At 49.7% G+C, this 17,177-nt stretch carries 9 protein-coding genes and 2 pseudogenes; 9 read left to right on the top strand and 2 right to left on the bottom strand.

The genetic code is table 11. The annotated features are described in order from the left end of the window. Positions 1–18: 18 nt before the first annotated feature. From preA to IC803_RS09990, 6 genes are all read left to right on the top strand, one after another. Positions 19–1,302 (top strand): NAD-dependent dihydropyrimidine dehydrogenase subunit PreA, encoded by a 1,284-nt coding sequence (preA, locus tag IC803_RS10015; protein ID WP_081211119.1) that lies wholly within the window; start codon positions 19–21, stop codon positions 1,300–1,302. A gap of 15 nt (positions 1,303–1,317) precedes the next feature. Next, positions 1,318–2,733, top strand: coding sequence for a dihydropyrimidinase (gene hydA, locus IC803_RS10010; RefSeq protein ID WP_081211117.1), 1,416 nt, complete (start codon positions 1,318–1,320; stop codon positions 2,731–2,733). A 97-nt stretch (positions 2,734–2,830) separates the two neighbouring features. After that, positions 2,831–3,061, top strand: coding sequence for a hypothetical protein (locus tag IC803_RS10005; RefSeq protein ID WP_081211115.1), 231 nt, complete (start codon positions 2,831–2,833; stop codon positions 3,059–3,061). A 289-nt stretch (positions 3,062–3,350) separates the two neighbouring features. Next, the gene (locus tag IC803_RS10000; RefSeq protein WP_081211113.1) at positions 3,351–4,979 is read left to right on the top strand and encodes a PucR family transcriptional regulator; all 1,629 of its coding nucleotides are present in this window, start codon (positions 3,351–3,353) and stop codon (positions 4,977–4,979) included. A gap of 176 nt (positions 4,980–5,155) precedes the next feature. Next, positions 5,156–6,622, top strand: a complete 1,467-nt coding sequence (locus tag IC803_RS09995) for a CoA-acylating methylmalonate-semialdehyde dehydrogenase (protein ID WP_081211111.1) — start codon at positions 5,156–5,158, stop codon at positions 6,620–6,622. Positions 6,623–6,652: 30 nt separating this feature from the next. After that, positions 6,653–8,005 carry an aspartate aminotransferase family protein gene (locus IC803_RS09990; protein WP_190304192.1) on the top strand — a complete coding sequence of 451 codons (1,353 nt, stop codon included), beginning with the start codon at positions 6,653–6,655 and terminating at the stop codon, positions 8,003–8,005. A 94-nt stretch (positions 8,006–8,099) separates the two neighbouring features. Here IC803_RS09990 and IC803_RS09985 read toward each other — a convergent pair. Continuing rightward, a pseudogene (locus tag IC803_RS09985) lies at positions 8,100–8,279 on the bottom strand (Uma2 family endonuclease); the annotation flags it as partial. Positions 8,280–8,731: 452 nt separating this feature from the next. Between IC803_RS09985 and IC803_RS09980 the strand changes: the two are divergent. Then, positions 8,732–9,787 (top strand): annotated as a pseudogene (locus IC803_RS09980) (RNA-guided endonuclease TnpB family protein). 467 nt (positions 9,788–10,254) lie between these two features. Continuing rightward, positions 10,255–11,241: an NADPH:quinone oxidoreductase family protein gene (locus tag IC803_RS09975; protein ID WP_081211372.1), complete on the top strand. Its 987-nt coding sequence runs from the start codon at positions 10,255–10,257 to the stop codon at positions 11,239–11,241. Between the two features lie 226 nt (positions 11,242–11,467). Here IC803_RS09975 and IC803_RS09970 read toward each other — a convergent pair whose 3' ends face one another. Continuing rightward, entirely contained in the window at positions 11,468–12,379 is a 912-nt protein-coding gene (locus IC803_RS09970; RefSeq protein ID WP_081211370.1) for a glutamate biosynthesis transcriptional regulator GltC, read from the bottom strand. 125 nt (positions 12,380–12,504) lie between these two features. On the opposite strand from IC803_RS09970, the gene gltB reads away from it, so the two are divergent. Next, positions 12,505–17,064 (top strand): glutamate synthase large subunit, encoded by a 4,560-nt coding sequence (gene gltB, locus IC803_RS09965; protein WP_081211367.1) that lies wholly within the window; start codon positions 12,505–12,507, stop codon positions 17,062–17,064. Positions 17,065–17,177 lie beyond the last annotated feature (113 nt).

Here is a 17,177-nt window from a genome sequence, read left to right as displayed (position 1 = left end):
TGAGAGGAGGGAATGGCAATGGCCGATTTAAGCATTAGCTTAGCAGGAATTAAGTCTCCCAACCCATTTTGGCTCGCTTCGGCCCCTCCCACGAATTCAGGGTATCAAGTGCAAAGGGCATTCGAAGCGGGGTGGGGAGGAGCAGTATGGAAAACATTAGGCGACCCTATTTTGAACGTATCGTCTCGATTTGCAGCAATCAGTTTTAACGGGTATCGGGTCATGGGCTTTAACAATATTGAACTAATCACGGATCGCCCCCTTGAGGAAAATTTAAAGGAAATTTATGAGACCAAAAAACGATTTCCTGATCGAGCAGTAGTTGCTTCTCTGATGGTCGAACCCAAGCGTGAGAAATGGCATGAAATTGTGAAGCGGGTGGAAGATGTCGGTGTAGATGGATTAGAGCTAAACTTCGGATGCCCACACGGAATGGCGGAACGAGGAATGGGGTCGGCATCAGGTCAAGTACCAGAATTAGTCGAGAAACAAACGTACTGGGTCAAAGAAGTAGCACGCACTCCTGTCATTGTCAAGCTAACCCCCAATATTACCGATATTACAGCTACGGCTGAAGCAGCCGCCCAAGGCGGAGCGGATGCCATTAGTTTAATTAATACGATTAATAGTCTAATGGGAGTAGACTTAGACACATGGAATACGATTCCGCATGTAGCCGGGAAGGGAGCGCATGGCGGATACTGTGGTCCAGCAGTGAAGCCGATTGCTTTAAATATGGTGGCTGAATGTGCGCGTCACCCTCGCATCCGCATCCCAATTTCAGGAATTGGCGGGATATCGACCTGGAAAGACGCCGTCGAATTTATGCTGATGGGAGCTACAGGGGTTCAAGTGTGTACGGCGGTTATGCATCATGGATTTCGGATTATTGAGGATATGATTGAAGGATTGAATCACTATCTTGATGAAAAAGGAATTGCTTCTGTTAAGGATATTGTCGGAAAATCTGTACCAAAGTATTCCAATTGGGGAGATTTAGATCTTAACTATAAAGTTGTGGCACGGATTAATACAGAGCGCTGCATTAATTGCAATAAGTGCTACATCTCCTGCGAAGATGCTTCACATCAATGTATCGAACGTTTCAGAGATGAAACTGGAAAAGAGTATTTAAAAGTACGCGAAGAGGATTGTGTAGGGTGCAATTTATGTTCCATCGTCTGCCCTGTGGACGGGGCGATTGAGATGGTAGAAATACCGAGTGAGCACCCTCCGATGACATGGAATGAACGGCAAGCTGCTCTTGGCCAGCTAAGCGGTTACAGTGTGGATATTAAATAAAAAGGAGGCATAGGAATGGCCAAATTAATAAAAAACGGAACAATTGTTACCGCCACAGATGTATATGAAGCTGACTTGCTCATTAAAGATGGAAAAATTGCCATGATCGGGAGAAATCTAGATGAGAACGGTGCGGAAGTGATTGATGCTAAAGGTTGCTATGTATTTCCAGGAGGGATCGATCCGCATACTCATTTAGATATGCCTTTTGGCGGTACGGTAACAAAGGACGACTTTGAATCAGGGACGATCGCCGCTGCATTTGGCGGGACGACAACCATTATTGATTTTTGCCTAACGAATAAAGGGGAGCCCCTAAAAAAAGCGATTGAAACTTGGCATAACAAGGCGTCGGGAAAAGCGGTGATCGACTACGGGTTCCATTTGATGATCAGCGAAATAACAGACGATGTGCTGAAAGAACTCCCAAAAGTGATTGAAGAAGAAGGCATCACCTCCTTTAAAGTATTCATGGCGTATAAAAACGTGTTTCAAGCTGATGATGGAACTTTGTATCGGACGCTAGTCGCGGCAAAAGAACTTGGGGCGCTTGTCATGGTGCACGCCGAGAACGGAGACGTGATTGATTATTTAACGAAAAAAGCCTTGGAAGACGGGCATACGGATCCGATTTATCATGCATTAACGAGACCGCCAGAGCTAGAAGGGGAAGCGACAGGACGCGCCTGTCAATTGACAGAACTCGCTGATTCGCAATTGTACGTCGTTCATGTATCATGCGCTCAAGCGGTGGAAAAAATTGCTAAAGCACGCAATAAAGGATTGAATGTATGGGGAGAAACATGTCCGCAGTATCTGGTGCTCGATCAGTCCTATCTAGAAAAACCGGATTTTGAAGGTGCGAAATATGTATGGTCACCGCCGCTTCGTGAGAAATGGCACCAAGAAGTGTTATGGAATGCTTTGAAAAATGGCCAGCTGCAAACGCTAGGGTCCGATCAATGTTCATTTGATTTCAAAGGGCAAAAAGAACTTGGAAGAGGGGATTTTACGAAAATTCCGAACGGTGGCCCGATTATTGAAGATCGGGTAAGCATCCTATTTAGTGAAGGAGTGAAAAAAGGGAGAATCACTCTCAACCAGTTTGTTGATATAACTTCAACAAGAATTGCTAAATTGTTTGGCCTATTCCCTAAAAAAGGAACGATTGCCGTGGGTGCCGATGCGGATTTAGTGATTTTTGATCCGACGGTGGAACGAGTGATTTCAGCCGCAACACATCATATGGCTGTGGACTATAATCCATTTGAAGGGATGAAGGTAACAGGAGAACCTGTGTCGGTTTTATGTAGAGGAGAGTTTGTCGTGCGTGATAAACAATTTGTCGGAAAACCGGGGTATGGCCAATATGTAAAACGAGCGAAATACGGCGCGCTCATGGCCGACCAAGATGTAGTGAAAATGTCATAACGTTAAGACAAGGAACGCATAAATCCTTCAGCATGAACAAGCTATGCCTAACGATGGGAATGTAGGGTGCCATGAAAAGCGAGAAGGGAGGGGTGTGATGACTTATCATCAGTTTCTGAGTGAGCGGGAAAAGATCGATTATTTAATCGAACAAGGATACTGTATGAAAAGCCTAAAAGAAAATTTAAGTGGATCATTTGTTGAATTTGCGAAAGCAGACCCTTTGTCAGGAACAATAGATATCCAGACACTTCATATTACGAACGCCGATGCACGCAAATATTTTTCGTCATTATTAATCCGCCAACTGCAGAAACAAGGTAAATAGAGCGAGAACAGCGATTTGCGTCTCTATCAGCGCCGGGACGAGTTCCTCTATGCATTCTTCATTATAGAGGCAAGACCGGCGCTTTGATTTTCATGAAACAAAGGGACAAACCGTTCAAATGAATGTCACATTTGATAACATAAAACAGGATGGATGATGTTGATTTTTATATAATATAGCCAAACTGTTACATAAAAATTTATGATCAAAGCAGGAGTGGCCGATTATGTTGCCTAATTATAGTAAAGGGGTATTGCCATAATTATGTAAAGGGAGTGAAACAAAGTGTATGAAAACTCCTACATTGACGGTTTCTGATATTCTAAAGCGGAAACATTTTGAGCACGCCAAAGTGGTTGCAGGGCACAATGGGCTCAACCGCCCCGTAAAATGGGTTCACGTTGTCGAGGTGGTAAACATTCATCATCTGTTGAATGGAAAAGAGCTGATTTTGTCTACTGGCGTAGGATGGAAGGAAAATAAGGAGTTGTTTCAGTCGTTTGTAAAACAGCTTATCGACTGTGACGCTTCGGGGCTATGTATTGAAATCGGCATGCATACTCCTTCTGTTCCACAGGAAGTAATCGATTTAGCAAATGCGCATTACTTTCCGATCATTCTCTTTCTCAGAGAAGTACCTTTCGTTGAGATCACCCAAGACATCCACACTCATTTAATTAACCAACACTATGAAATCATCTCCGGATTAGAATCGTATTCACAACAATTAAACAAAAAATTACTCTCAATGGACCCTTATAGTGAACTTTTAAAGCTATTGCATCACTATTCAGGACATCAAGTGATTTTTAAAATAAACGGCAGGGAGGTCGAAGTATTTCCTAAATACAACAAAACAGTTAAGGGAGAACAGTTGGCAATTGACAACTACACAGCTTCGGAGAAAAGAACCGCTACCCAACCAATCCGATTTCTCGGAAATGAATATGCCGAGCTGTCCATTATGTCAACCGGAAAAGAAATCAGCGAATTTGATCTGCTGATTTTGGATCGTACGGCAACCGCGCTGGCCCAACATTTGCTTCGCGATCTGTATATCGATGAAAAGAAGCGAGTAAAAGAAAATGAGTGGTTAAAAAGTTGGTTAGAGGGCGAGCATCCTATTGAAAGTGTGTTTAGTTATTTGGCTGAGTACGGGGCAGAGCCAAATCCAAAAGGGGGAATGGTGCTTGTTATCCATTTTAAATCTTCAATAAAGCAATGCTCGAACTTAGACATGATGTATTTTAAAGTGCTATGTCGGACGATTTTTGAACAACAAGGTTTTTCTACATTCCCTGTTGATTTTCACAGTAGCATTGTATTTATCATGACCAATAACAGGGAAATGAAAACATGGAAGAGTCGAATGAAAATAGGGCTGAATACTTTATTGGGATCAGACTACATTCAAAAGAAAAAGTGGCCTCAATTTATTGTCGGGGTTGGGAAATTTATCGAAAATGTTTCCCATATGGATAAAAGTTATCGAACGGCTTTAGAGACGATCAAAATTCAATACCATCTTGGCGATAGATCCAATAGCTGTTTTTATGAGGATTTGCATATCTATCGCATTATCTCTCTTATTCATAAATACAATGATCTATATGAAGTTGTCATGGAATATCTAGAGCCTGTTCTTCAATACGATGAAAAATACAATGCAAATTTATTAGAAACATTAAAGGTATATTTGGCGTGTAACGGTTCAAAAAAAGAAACTGCACAACGGCTATTTGTCGTTAGGCAAACGCTATATCATCGAATTCAAAAACTAGAGTCGCTTTTAGGAGAAGATTTTATGAATCCGGAAAAGAGGCTCGCTATTGAGTTTATGATCAAAGCATACGAATATTTAAATTCTCAAAATATGTGGAGCAGTTCTATAGAGCGTGATCGATTGCCAGGGGTATGAGAATTGCTCCTGGCTGGTATAGTGATTAGGAGAAACATGTCCAGCTTTTAAGGAAAGCTTAGTCAGATTGTGGAATAAGTAAGTTCATCATTTTGACGCTTTGTCTAATGAAGATGATGGAAAATTGAGTGATAATTTTAACAAATTATTGATGACTTTCAAAGGAGGAGAGCTTTATGTCCACCATCAAGCACGAGACGGTCACTCTTAAAAACTATATTGGGGGCCGGTGGGTGGAATCGGGCGGCTCGGAAATGCTGGAGGTTCCGAACCCGGCGACTGGAGAAGTATTAGCGCGTGTTCCAATCTCAACAAAAGAGGATGTCGACAAGGCGGTGCAAGCGGCGAATAAAGCATTTCAAACATGGAAAGATGTCCCTATTCCAAAACGGGCACGATTGATGTTCGAATTCCATCATTTGCTAAACAAATACCATAAAGAACTAGCAGAGCTTGTTGTCCAAGAAAATGGCAAAGCGTATAAAGAGGCGTATGGAGAAATTCAACGCGGGATTGAATGTGTCGAGTTTGCGGCGGGTGCTCCGACTTTGCTCATGGGGGAATCGCTTGCTAATATTGCCGAAGAGATTGACTCGGAGATGTTCCGTTATCCGTTAGGGGTTGTGGCAGGAATTACTCCGTTCAATTTCCCGATGATGGTGCCACTTTGGATGTTCCCTTTGGCAATTGTGTGCGGCAATACGTTTGTATTGAAACCATCTGAACGGACGCCTATTTTGGCCAACAAGTTAGCCGAGCTATTTACTGAGGCGGGAGCACCTCCGGGCGTGCTTAATGTTGTCCATGGTGCGCACGATGTGGTGAATGCTTTGATTGATCATGACGATATTCGTGCGATTTCATTTGTTGGATCACAACCAGTCGCAAAGTATGTATATGAACGGGCAGCTGCGCAAGGAAAGCGAGTGCAGGCGTTATCAGGTGCGAAAAATCACCATATTGTCATGCCAGATGCTGATGTGGAAACAGCGGTCCAACATGTTATTAGTTCGGCATTTGGCAGCGCGGGACAACGTTGCATGGCTTGTAGTGTAGTTGTTATTGTAGGAGAAAATGAGCAATTTGTACAGCGGTTAAAACAAAAAGCGGATGAACTGAACATCGGCAATGGCATGGATCCGGAAGTGTTATTAACTCCAGTCATTCGTCGATCCCATCGCGAAAAGGTATTGGGTTACATTGAAAAGGGGATTAAAGAAGGAGCGATGTTGCTTCGGGATGGTCGGAAAGAAATCGATGACCGGCCAGAAGGCAACTTTTTAGGGCCGACGATTTTTGACCATGTGACTCCAGATATGACGATTGCGAAGGAAGAAATCTTTGCACCAGTATTAAGTCTGATGCGGGCCAATGATTTAGATGAAGCACTGAGCTACATTCGAAAGTCTCGATATGGGAACGGGGCGACAATTTATACAAAAGATGCAAAAGCCGTTCGCAAATTCCGTGAAGAGGCCGATGCTGGAATGCTTGGCATCAATGTAGGAGTGCCGGCAACAATGGCATTTTTCCCGTTCTCCGGCTGGAAAGATTCGTTCTACGGAGATCTTCATGTAAATGGGAAAGATGGGATCAACTTTTATACTCGCAAGAAGATGATCACGTCCCGCTTCGATTTCTAGCACTGATTAAACGGGAGGGGGAAGAGAATCGTGCAAGTGGGGCAAAGTTATCAATTATGGCTCGACAAAGACGACCGATACATTTGGCATTCGATGAAGCCATACAATCCGAATGCGACGGTTGTTGTGGCCGAGGCAAAAGGCTGCTGGGTGACGGATGTCGCTGGAAACAACTATTTGGACGCGATGGCCGGGCTCTGGTGCGTCAACGTCGGGTACGGGCGCGAGGAGTTGGCCGAAGCGGCGTATGAGCAGCTGAAAACGCTGGCATATTTCCCGCTCACGCAAAGCCACTTGCCGGCGATTCAGCTTGGGGAAAAGCTCAATGAGCTGTTGGGCGATGAGTATGTCATCTTCTTTTCCAACAGCGGGTCGGAGGCGAACGAAACGGCGTTTAAAATTGCCCGCCAATACCATCAGCAACGCGGAGAACTCCACCGATACAAAATCGTCTCCCGCTACCGGGCGTACCATGGGAATTCGATGGGAGCGCTTGCGGCAACCGGACAGGCACAGCGGAAGTATAAATATGAGCCGCTCGCTCCGGGCTTCATCCATGTGCCGCCGCCCGATCGCTACCGCGATGCTGACGAGACAGACGATCCGCGCCAGCTGCGGGCCGTGAAAGCGGTTGATGATGTGATGACGTGGGAACTGAGCGAGACGATTGCCGCTATGATTATGGAGCCGATCATCACTGGCGGCGGGGTGCTCGTGCCGCCGGATGGATACATGAGGGCGGTCAAGGAAGTATGTGAAAAGCACGGCGCACTGCTCATTGTTGATGAAGTCATCTGCGGCTTCGGCCGGACGGGAAAAGCGTTCGGATTTCAACACTACGGCGTCAAGCCGGACATCATTACAATGGCCAAAGGCATTACGAGCGCCTACTTGCCGCTGGCGGCCACGGCGGTGCGGAAAGAGATTTATGAAGCGTTTAAAGGAACAGACGAATACGATTACTTCCGCCATGTCAATACATTTGGCGGCCACCCGGCTGCTTGTGCGGTGGCGCTGAAAAATATCGAAATCATGGAGACGGAGCGCTTGTTTGACCGTTCCCGTGAAGCCGGCGAATGGCTGCTTTCGGCACTGAAAACGAAACTGGCCGATCATCCGTACGTCGGGGATGTGCGCGGAAGAGGGCTGCTTGTCGGCATTGAGTTGGTCGTCGACCGAGCGACGAAAGAGCCGCTTGATGTGTCGCTTGTCAACCAAGTGATTAATCGATGCAAAGAAAACAACCTTATCATTGGCAAAAACGGAACGACGGTCGCCGGGTACAACAACGTGCTCACCTTGTCGCCGCCGCTTTGCATCACGGATGATGAACTTTCGTTTGTGGTGCGCGTCCTGACCGAGGCGTTAGCGGCCATTCAATAAGAAGAGGACAAACGCCAGCTTGGGTCGACAGGCTGGTGTTTTGTTTGCTTTTGGGCGGCCATTCGCCAAAACATAGAAGCCGGTGGCTGTCGCCATGTTTGTTTTGGAAAAAATGGCGCAAAGCAAAATATAATTCTCCGACTGCAAATTGGTGTTCTGTAGATGGAGCAGGTGTCATATTATAGGCTTTTCCATTTATAAGTTCCCAGCGGCCTTCCCATGTTTTCCAGTCAGCGTAAGTGTAAATTTTGTTCGAGTCAGGGATATTGTCCATTGTTTCACCCTCTTTCATCTTAAGGATGTGTTTGTTTACAGACCCGCGAGCGAGAAAGCCCACTCCTTTAGGAGGCCGGTGATTTAGTGCAAAATACTTCGGATCCCAGTCGTTTTTCAATTCGAGAAACCTTGCGGAATCAGCTTTCTTTTTTGGCAGAATGCCGCTGATTTGCACGTGACAGCGGTTTTTCACCGGCCTTTTAGGGGTGGGATGAAAGCGAGCTGTTTTTCCAATATTGGGATCTCCACCACAAAGTGTACTTGACAAAGAAAGATGATGATGATAATCAAATAAAACAGCATTTCTCCCTTTTTATTCCATACATCTCTTTGGATAACATTGTGATCATGTTTGCCTTTAAAAGTCGAGTACATCTTTTGGTGATGAACCCAATATTGAATGATTATGAAAAAAATGGCATCCTGTCATCGCTAGAAGGAGGTGAATCCATGCCTACCATCACACTAAAGCTGGAGCTGCACAACCCAACGAACGTCAAACAAGACATGTACGAACGGATGACAGAAGTGAATACAGCGTTTGCGAATTGGCTGTTGGATCATCCTAAGCTGAATCAAGCGACGAGCAAAATTTTTAAAGAGTTCTCGTCGCAGCGGTTTCCTTCTGCCGTCGTGAATTAGACGATTCGAGAAGTGAAGTCCCAAAAGAAAAACCAGAAAACAAAGAAGTTCCGAACATTATGGTGTTGCTTTAACAATCAAAACGTGAAGGTGGAAAAGAAAGGAGCCTTCTACACGGTTTCCTTCCCCACACTGGAGAAACGAATTGGCGTGCCGGTGGTCACGCGCCCCTATCAAGAAGCATGGCTGAATCGGCTGATCAATGGAACCGCCAAACAAGGGGCCGCCAAGCTCTACAAAAAGCGAAAGAAATGGTGCTTGGCGATCACCATCACCTTTGAAGTCAAGCCACGACACGAAACAAAGGTGATGGGGGTTGACCTTGGGCTTCGCTATATCGCCGTGGCCAGCGTAGGAACGAAATCGTTGTTTTTCAAGGGCAGCCAATGCGCTTTTGTGCGCCGACGATATGCGGCTTTGCGGTGAACGTTGGGCAAAGCCAAGAAGTTCCATATGATTCGCAAAATCGGCCGTAAAGAGTCCCACTGGATGAAGGATATGAATCATAAAATCAGCCGTCAACTCGTCCGTTTTGCCCTCGCCAACGGTGTTGGCGTGATTCGGATGGAAGAGTTGACAGGGATTCGGAAACGGGCAATATCGGCCAAAGAAGCAGGACGAAGCCTTCACTCTTGGTCGTTTCATCAACTGCAAACGATGATTGCCTATAAAGCGGAAATGGCGGGCATTCGGGTGGAGTGGGTGAAGCCGACCTATACAAGCCAAACATGCCGATGCGGGCATCGAGAGAAAGCGAACCGAAACGGCATCCGCTTCCGATGCCAAAAGTGCGGATACACCATCCATGCCGACTTGAATGGCGCGATCAACATCGCCAAAGCGATTTCGGGCTTCGCTGCCTAACCTAGAAGGCTGGTGAAAAACAGCAATCGCCCCTCGCTCACGTCGGATGACACGAAGCGAGAAGTCGATAACACAAGGTTTCTCCATTTGAGAAACAAAGCAGTGAAGCGACCTGCTCCTTTCATCACCGGCCTTCTAGCGCACTGGTCACAGGTGCGCCGCCCATTGGGGTACATCCTAACCCGATGGGACGGGGTGATGACACACCCCTGAACTTGGGCGTTGTCCGAACCAGAAATGGAGGAGGGCGTTAACGACCCAAGAATCCCACGCCCTTTAGGCGTGTGGAGTGTCAAAGTTTAACAAAAGAAATCAAGGAAGTGTAGGGAGGACTTTCATGAGACGTTTATTCATCACCCGACTACGCTCACAAGCGGAAGTGAGGGTCTTCTCGGTTCAGAAAAGGAATCCGGCGTTTGTTTGTCGAATGACATGAGTGAAAAATGTATGGGAAAGGGAGAGAAAGGATGTCCGCATTTCAAGCGTTTGTTGTCAACAAAACAGAAACGGAGTTTACAGCCGAGGTTAAAACGATCTCCATGGACGATTTGCCAGAAGGCGATGTCGTCGTCCGCGTCCATTATTCAAGCGTCAACTACAAAGACGGGCTGGCGTCGATCCCGGATGGCAAAATTGTGAAAACGTATCCGTTCGTTCCGGGGATTGACTTGGCCGGCGTCGTCGTCTCATCGCAACACCCGCGATTCCGCGAGGGGGATGAGGTGATTGCGACCGGCTATGAAATTGGCGTCACCCACTTTGGCGGCTATAGTGAGTATGTGCGGTTGCCCGGCGACTGGCTCGTGCCGCTGCCAAAAGGTTTAACGGTAAAGGAAGCGATGGCGATCGGCACGGCGGGATTCACAGCGGCTTTGTCCATCCATCGGCTTGAGGAGCACGGGCTGACCCCAGAGCACGGGCGGGTGCTCGTTACGGGGGCGACGGGCGGCGTCGGCAGCTTGGCCGTATCGATGCTCGCGAAGCGCGGCTATACAGTGGAAGCGAGCACAGGCAAAGCGGTCGAGCACGATTATTTGCGCGCTTTAGGAGCGGCTGAAATATTGACGCGCGAAGACGTCACCGCCGAGCGCATTCGCCCGCTGGATCAGCAGCGTTGGGCGGCGGCGGTCGATCCGGTCGGCGGCCGGACGCTGGCGACCGTGCTAAGCCGCATCCGTTACGGCGGGGCCGTGGCGGTAAGTGGACTGACGGGAGGGGTGGACGTGCCGACGACGGTCTACCCATTCATTTTGCGCGGCGTGAGCTTGCTTGGCATCGATTCCGTCTATTGCCCGATGGACTTGCGCCTTCGCATTTGGGAGCGGCTCGCTGGCGATTTGAAGCCGGATTTGGAGCGGATTGCCCATGAAATTTCGCTCCGCGAACTGCCGGTGGCGCTTGCGCGTATTTTGCGCGGCGAACTGCGCGGCCGGACGGTGGTGCGGTTGGGATGACGTTTGGGTGGGACGCGGTCTGGTTGAAGCGGCGCCAAAAGCCCGATGCTCTTCACACCCCTTTTGGAATTGTCCTTGACATTAGCGTTTCCTAATGAAACAAGAGTGAGGAGGACGAGAAAAGGCGAGTGTGCAGAAGAATAAAGAAAAAGCGCAGGGGGAAGCACCTGCGCCTTTTCTGTGATCTTGAACCCATTTCTCCACGTGAGCGTAGGCGGGGGAGCGTTCATCCCCGCAATTGATACCGCTCCAGCTCGGAGAAAAAGTCTTTCACAAACCGATAGAATACTTTTACCGATGGGGCAAGCTCATGATGATCGGAAATGATGATGCCGACGTTGCGCCTCACTTGCGGCATTTCAATCGGCACCTTGGCGGCGTAACGAAGCAAGCTCTCCGATAAGGCGCTTTCCGGCAGCAGAGTGACGCCGATGCCGGCGGAGACAAGTCCCTTAATGGCGTCAAGATCCTCGCCTTCGGATGAGATGTTGGGCGAAAATCCGGCTTGATGACAGGCGTCAATTAAAATTTGATGCAAAATATAACCTTTAGGAAATGTCACAAACGAATCATGGCGGAGTTCGTTTAACACGATCCGATCGCGGCGGGCGAGCGGGTGGCTGTTTGGCAAGAGGGCGGCAAACGGCTCGGAAAATAAAATTTCCCCCTTAATGCCGATTTCGCGCGCCGGAATCGGCCCAAGAAACGCCAAATCAATTTCCCTCTTTTTCACTGCTTCAATCAAATAATGGTACGATCCTTGGCGAAGATGGAACGAGACGTTCGGGTGTTCGGCTTTGAAAGCGGAAATGACCATCGGCATCATATGGCTGGCGAGGCTTGTCGGGAAGCCGATTTTAATCGTCCCGCGTTCCGGGTCCAAATACTCCTCAATTTGTTGTTTCGCATCATCGACCGCTTTTAACACCGCCTCCGCGTGCGGCAAAAAGTGGCGTCCGATCGGGGTGAGTTTGACGTTCCGCCCTTCGCGCTCAAAGAGCTGGACGCCGAGCTCGGCCTCTAGGTTGGCGATTTGCCGGCTGATCGCCGACTGGGCGACGTGAAGCGCATCGGCCGCTTCGGATACGTGCTCGCGCTTGGCGACTTCGACGAAGTATTGCAGCTGCCGTAATTCCATTTTCCCACCCCTTTTCCTTTTATCGAAAAATGAGATTGATTTCATCTAAATTATATATTGTTTATATTAATTTTGAAAACTACAATAAATATTACAGACAATTCGGAACGGGAGGGGAAGGCAGCATGAAACACTACGGATTACCGAAAGCACAAGGGCTGTATCGCCCGGAATTTGAACATGATGCATGCGGGATCGGGTTTTATGCTCATTTAAAAGGAAAACCGTCACATGACATTATTGAAAAAGCGCTCCATATGCTTCGCCAGCTTGAACATCGGGGCGGCCAAGGCAGCGATCCGGAAACGGGCGATGGCGCGGGCATTATGATGCAAATTCCACACGAGTATTTTCAAGCGGTGTGCGGCGAAATGAACTTGCCGGAAAAAGGTCGCTACGGGGTCGGGATGTTCTTTTTGCCGGAAAATGAAGAGAAGCGGGCGCATTATGAAGCAAAATTAAATGAAATCATCGCCCAGGAAGGACAGCAGCTGCTCGGTTGGCGGACGGTGCCGGTTGACGATAACAAGCTTGGCAAATTGGCGCGGCAAAGCAAACCGTTCGTTCGCCAAGTGTTCGTCGCCGCCAGCGCTGATGTCGCCGATGAATTGGCGTTTGAACGGAAATTGTATGTCATTCGCAAACAGTTTGAAAAGTGTGTAGAAAACAACGAGTGCTACGTGGCAAGCTTCTCGAGCCGGACGATCGTGTATAAGGGGCTTTTGACGCCGGAACAAATTGATGCGTTTTATTTAGATTTGCAGGATGAACGGTTCCGCTCCGCGTTCGCCCTCGTGCACTCGCGTTTCAGCACGAACACGTTCCCAAGCTGGGAGCGGGCTCATCCGAACCGCTATTTGATCCACAACGGCGAGATCAACACGCTGCGCGGCAACGTCAACTGGATGACGGCGCGTGAAAAGCAGTTCGTTTCTGAAGCGTTTGGCGCCGATTTGGAAAAGGTGACGCCGATTTTGGATACAAATGGGAGCGACTCGTCGATTTTGGACAATGCGTTTGAATTTTTCGTCCTTGCTGGCCGTAATCCAGCCCATGTGGCGATGATGCTCATTCCGGAACCATGGTTTTGGGATGAACAAATGGATGACGCGAAAAAGGCGTTTTACGAGTATCATAGCTGTTTGATGGAGCCGTGGGACGGCCCGACGGCGATTTCGTTCACCGACGGCAAACAAATCGGCGCTATTTTGGATCGGAACGGCTTGCGTCCGGCTCGCTATTACGTGACGAAAGACGACTACATTATTTTCTCGTCCGAAGTTGGCGTTATCGATGTCGACCCGAACAACATTTTATACAAAGAGCGGCTAAGCCCGGGGAAAATGTTGCTTGTTGATTTGGAACAAGGGCGCATTATTTCTGACCAAGAGATTAAGGAAGAAATGGCAAGCCAACAGCCGTACCGTCAATGGATTGACGAGCAAATGGTGACCCTTGGCGACTTCAACGTTCCGGAAACGGTCGAAGCGCCGAAGCAGCTTGTCAAGCTGCAAAAAGCGTTCGGCTACACATTTGAAGATGTAGAAAAAATGATTTTGCCGATGGCGACGGAAGGGAAAGACCCGACGGGCGCGATGGGCATGGACGCTCCGCTGGCGGTGCTGTCGGAACGGCCGCAAAGCTTGTTTACCTACTTCAAGCAGCTGTTTGCCCAAGTCACGAACCCGCCGATTGACGCGATTCGTGAGTATGTCGTCACGTCAACGATGACGCTGCTCGGCAAAGAAGGGAACATTTTACATCCGGATGCCAAAGCGGCGCGCCGCATTCGCCTTGAGACGCCGTTGTTGACGAATGAACAATTGGCGGCATTAAAAGCGAATCCGCACCCAGAGTTTTCGTGTGCGGTGTTGCCGACGCTGTTTACGGACGATTTGAAGCAGGCCCTTGACGAGCTGTTCGCCCAAGCGGATGAAGCGATCGAAAACGGCGCGACGCTCCTCGTTCTGTCCGACCGCGGCGTTGACGAAACGCATGTGGCGATTCCAGTGTTGCTTGCGGTAAGTGGGCTTCACCAGCACCTCGTCCGGAACGGGACGCGAACGAACGTCAGCCTGCTTGTCGAAAGCGGCGAAGCGCGTGAAGTGCACCATTTTGCGGCGCTGATCGGCTACGGCGCGGACGCCATTAATCCGTATTTGGCGCTCGAGACGATCCGCCAGGCGTCAGAAAGCGGCACGATCGCCTTGTCGTATCGCGAAGCGGTGAAAACGTATATGAAGGCAGCCGTTGACGGCGTTGTCAAAGTGATGTCGAAAATGGGCATTTCGACTGTGCAAAGCTACCGCGGCGCACAAATTTTTGAAGCGGTCGGCATCGGCGACGAGGTCATCGATGAATACTTCACTGGCACAGCGTCGCAAATTAACGGCATTGGGCTCGACGAAATTGCGAAAGAAGCGAAAATGCGTCATGAAGCAGCATTTGGCGCCCGTCACGAAGACGATGTGCTAGATACCGGCAGCGAGCTGCAATGGCGTCGCAACGGCGAACACCATGCGTTCAACCCGAAGACGATCCATCTGTTGCAATGGGCATGCCGGAAAAACGATTATGCTCTCTATAAACAATATTCAAAACTGGCCAATGAAGAACAGCTGACGTTCTTGCGCAACTTGTTCGACTTTGATCCGAACCGGAAGCCGGTGCCGATTGACGAAGTCGAGCCGGTCGACTCGATCGTCCGCCGCTTCAAAACTGGGGCCATGTCGTTTGGCTCGATTAGCCAAGAAGCCCACGAGGCGCTGGCGATCGCTATGAACCGGATCGGCGGGAAAAGCAACAGCGGCGAAGGCGGCGAAGATCCGGCCCGTTATGCGAAAGACGCGAACGGCGACTGGCGTCGCAGCGCGATCAAGCAGGTTGCTTCCGGACGTTTCGGCGTGAAAAGTCATTACTTAGTCAACGCTGATGAATTGCAAATTAAAATGGCCCAAGGAGCGAAGCCAGGCGAAGGCGGGCAGCTTCCGGCCAACAAAGTGTATCCGTGGGTCGGCAAAGTGCGCGGCTCGACGCCAGGGGTAGAGCTCATCTCTCCGCCGCCGCACCATGACATTTACTCGATCGAAGATTTGGCTCAGTTGATTTATGATTTGAAAAATGCGAACAAAGACGCGCGCATTAGCGTCAAGCTTGTCGCTAAAGCCGGCGTCGGCACGATCGCCGCTGGCGTGGCGAAAGGAAACGCGGATGTCATCGTCATCAGCGGCTATGACGGCGGCACGGGCGCTTCGCCGAAAACGAGCATTAAACATGCCGGCCTGCCGTGGGAGCTTGGTTTGGCGGAAACGCACCAAACGCTGATGCTCAACGGCTTGCGCGACCGTGTTGTCCTAGAAACGGACGGCAAGCTCATGACCGGCCGTGACGTTGTGATGGCTGCGCTGTTTGGTGCCGAAGAATTCGGATTTGCGACTGCTCCGCTCGTCGTTTTAGGCTGTGTCATGATGCGCGTCTGCCATTTGGATACGTGTCCAGTCGGCGTGGCGACACAAAATCCGGAATTGCGCAAGAAGTTTGCGGGCGAGCCGGAACATGTTGTCAACTTCATGTACTTTGTCGCCCAAGAAGTGCGCGAAATTATGGCCGAGCTCGGCTTCCGTACGATCAATGAAATGGTTGGTCGTGTCGATGTCTTAAAAGTGAGCGAGCGGGCAAAAGCGCATTGGAAAGCGAAACATCTCGACTTGTCCCGTCTGCTGCACCAAGTCGATGGCCCGCGCACTTGCGGCAAAGGACAAAACCATCGTTTGGAAACGACGCTTGACTATACAGACATTTTGCCGGCGGTGCAGCCAGCGCTTGAGCGGCAGGCGCCAGTTGAGCTCGAACTCGCGATCCGCAACGTCCATCGCACGGTTGGGGCGATGACCGGCAGCGAAATTTCGAAACGCTACGGCGAGGAAGGGCTGCGGGAAGATACGATCCGCCTCCGCTTCACCGGATCGGCCGGACAAAGCTTTGCGGCGTTTGTGCCGAGAGGAATGACGCTCGAGCTTGTCGGTGACGCGAACGATTACGTCGGCAAAGGGCTCTCGGGCGGAAAGGTGATCGTTCGTCCGCCGCTTGAGGCGCCATTTGCGTCGGCAGATAACGTCATTATCGGCAACGTCGCCTTCTACGGAGCGACGAGCGGCGAGGCGTACATTCGCGGCCGCGCCGGCGAGCGGTTCTGCGTGCGCAACAGCGGCGTCCATGCCGTTGTCGAAGGCGTCGGCGACCACGGCTGTGAATATATGACCGGCGGCCGTGTGGTCATCCTCGGTTCGGTCGGCAAAAACTTTGCCGCCGGCATGTCGGGAGGCATTGCCTACGTCCTCGCTGATGAAGACAGCTGGCAGCAGGCAGCCAACCGAGAGCTCGTCGCGTTTGAACAGCTCGAAGACGAGCAAGAGATGTTGGAAGTGCGCCGGATGATCGAAAACCATTACCGCTATACGGGAAGCCCGCGGGCGGCGTTAGTGCTTGACGAGTGGGACGCCTATGTAAAGCGGTTTGTCAAAGTGATTCCGCGCAACTACAAACTGATGGTTGAAACGATTCAAATGCTTGAACAGTCCGGGCTTTCGTATGAAGAAGCTGCCATGTCGGCGTTTGAAACGGTAGCGAAACGGAAAAAAGCGGCTGCCGCCAGCGCCCATGTGTTGCAAGTGGCCGCAAAATAGGGCCACCCTTTTGGGCGGCTGCAACATGGCGCCGCCTTGGCCCCGCGGCCCGCGCGGGGCTCACTTTTTGACTGGCTAAACAGGCGGGAAGGCCGCATGAGAGAAGAGAGGAC

The organism is Geobacillus sp. 46C-IIa (assembly GCF_014679505.1).
Lineage (GTDB): Bacteria > Bacillota > Bacilli > Bacillales > Anoxybacillaceae > Geobacillus.
Note: the sequence above shows the minus strand (reverse complement) of the source record. Positions and strands in the feature narration are given on the sequence as shown.

Coding starts and splice junctions, on each gene's coding strand:
- hydA (WP_081211117.1), top strand. CDS start 1,318: ATGGCCAAATTAATAAAAAACGGAACAATTGTTACCGCCACAGATGTA.
- IC803_RS09970 (WP_081211370.1), bottom strand. CDS start 12,379: ATGGAATTACGGCAGCTGCAATACTTCGTCGAAGTCGCCAAGCGCGAG.
- preA (WP_081211119.1), top strand. CDS start 19: ATGGCCGATTTAAGCATTAGCTTAGCAGGAATTAAGTCTCCCAACCCA.
- gltB (WP_081211367.1), top strand. CDS start 12,505: ATGAAACACTACGGATTACCGAAAGCACAAGGGCTGTATCGCCCGGAA.
- IC803_RS10005 (WP_081211115.1), top strand. CDS start 2,831: ATGACTTATCATCAGTTTCTGAGTGAGCGGGAAAAGATCGATTATTTA.
- IC803_RS10000 (WP_081211113.1), top strand. CDS start 3,351: ATGAAAACTCCTACATTGACGGTTTCTGATATTCTAAAGCGGAAACAT.
- IC803_RS09995 (WP_081211111.1), top strand. CDS start 5,156: ATGTCCACCATCAAGCACGAGACGGTCACTCTTAAAAACTATATTGGG.
- IC803_RS09975 (WP_081211372.1), top strand. CDS start 10,255: ATGTCCGCATTTCAAGCGTTTGTTGTCAACAAAACAGAAACGGAGTTT.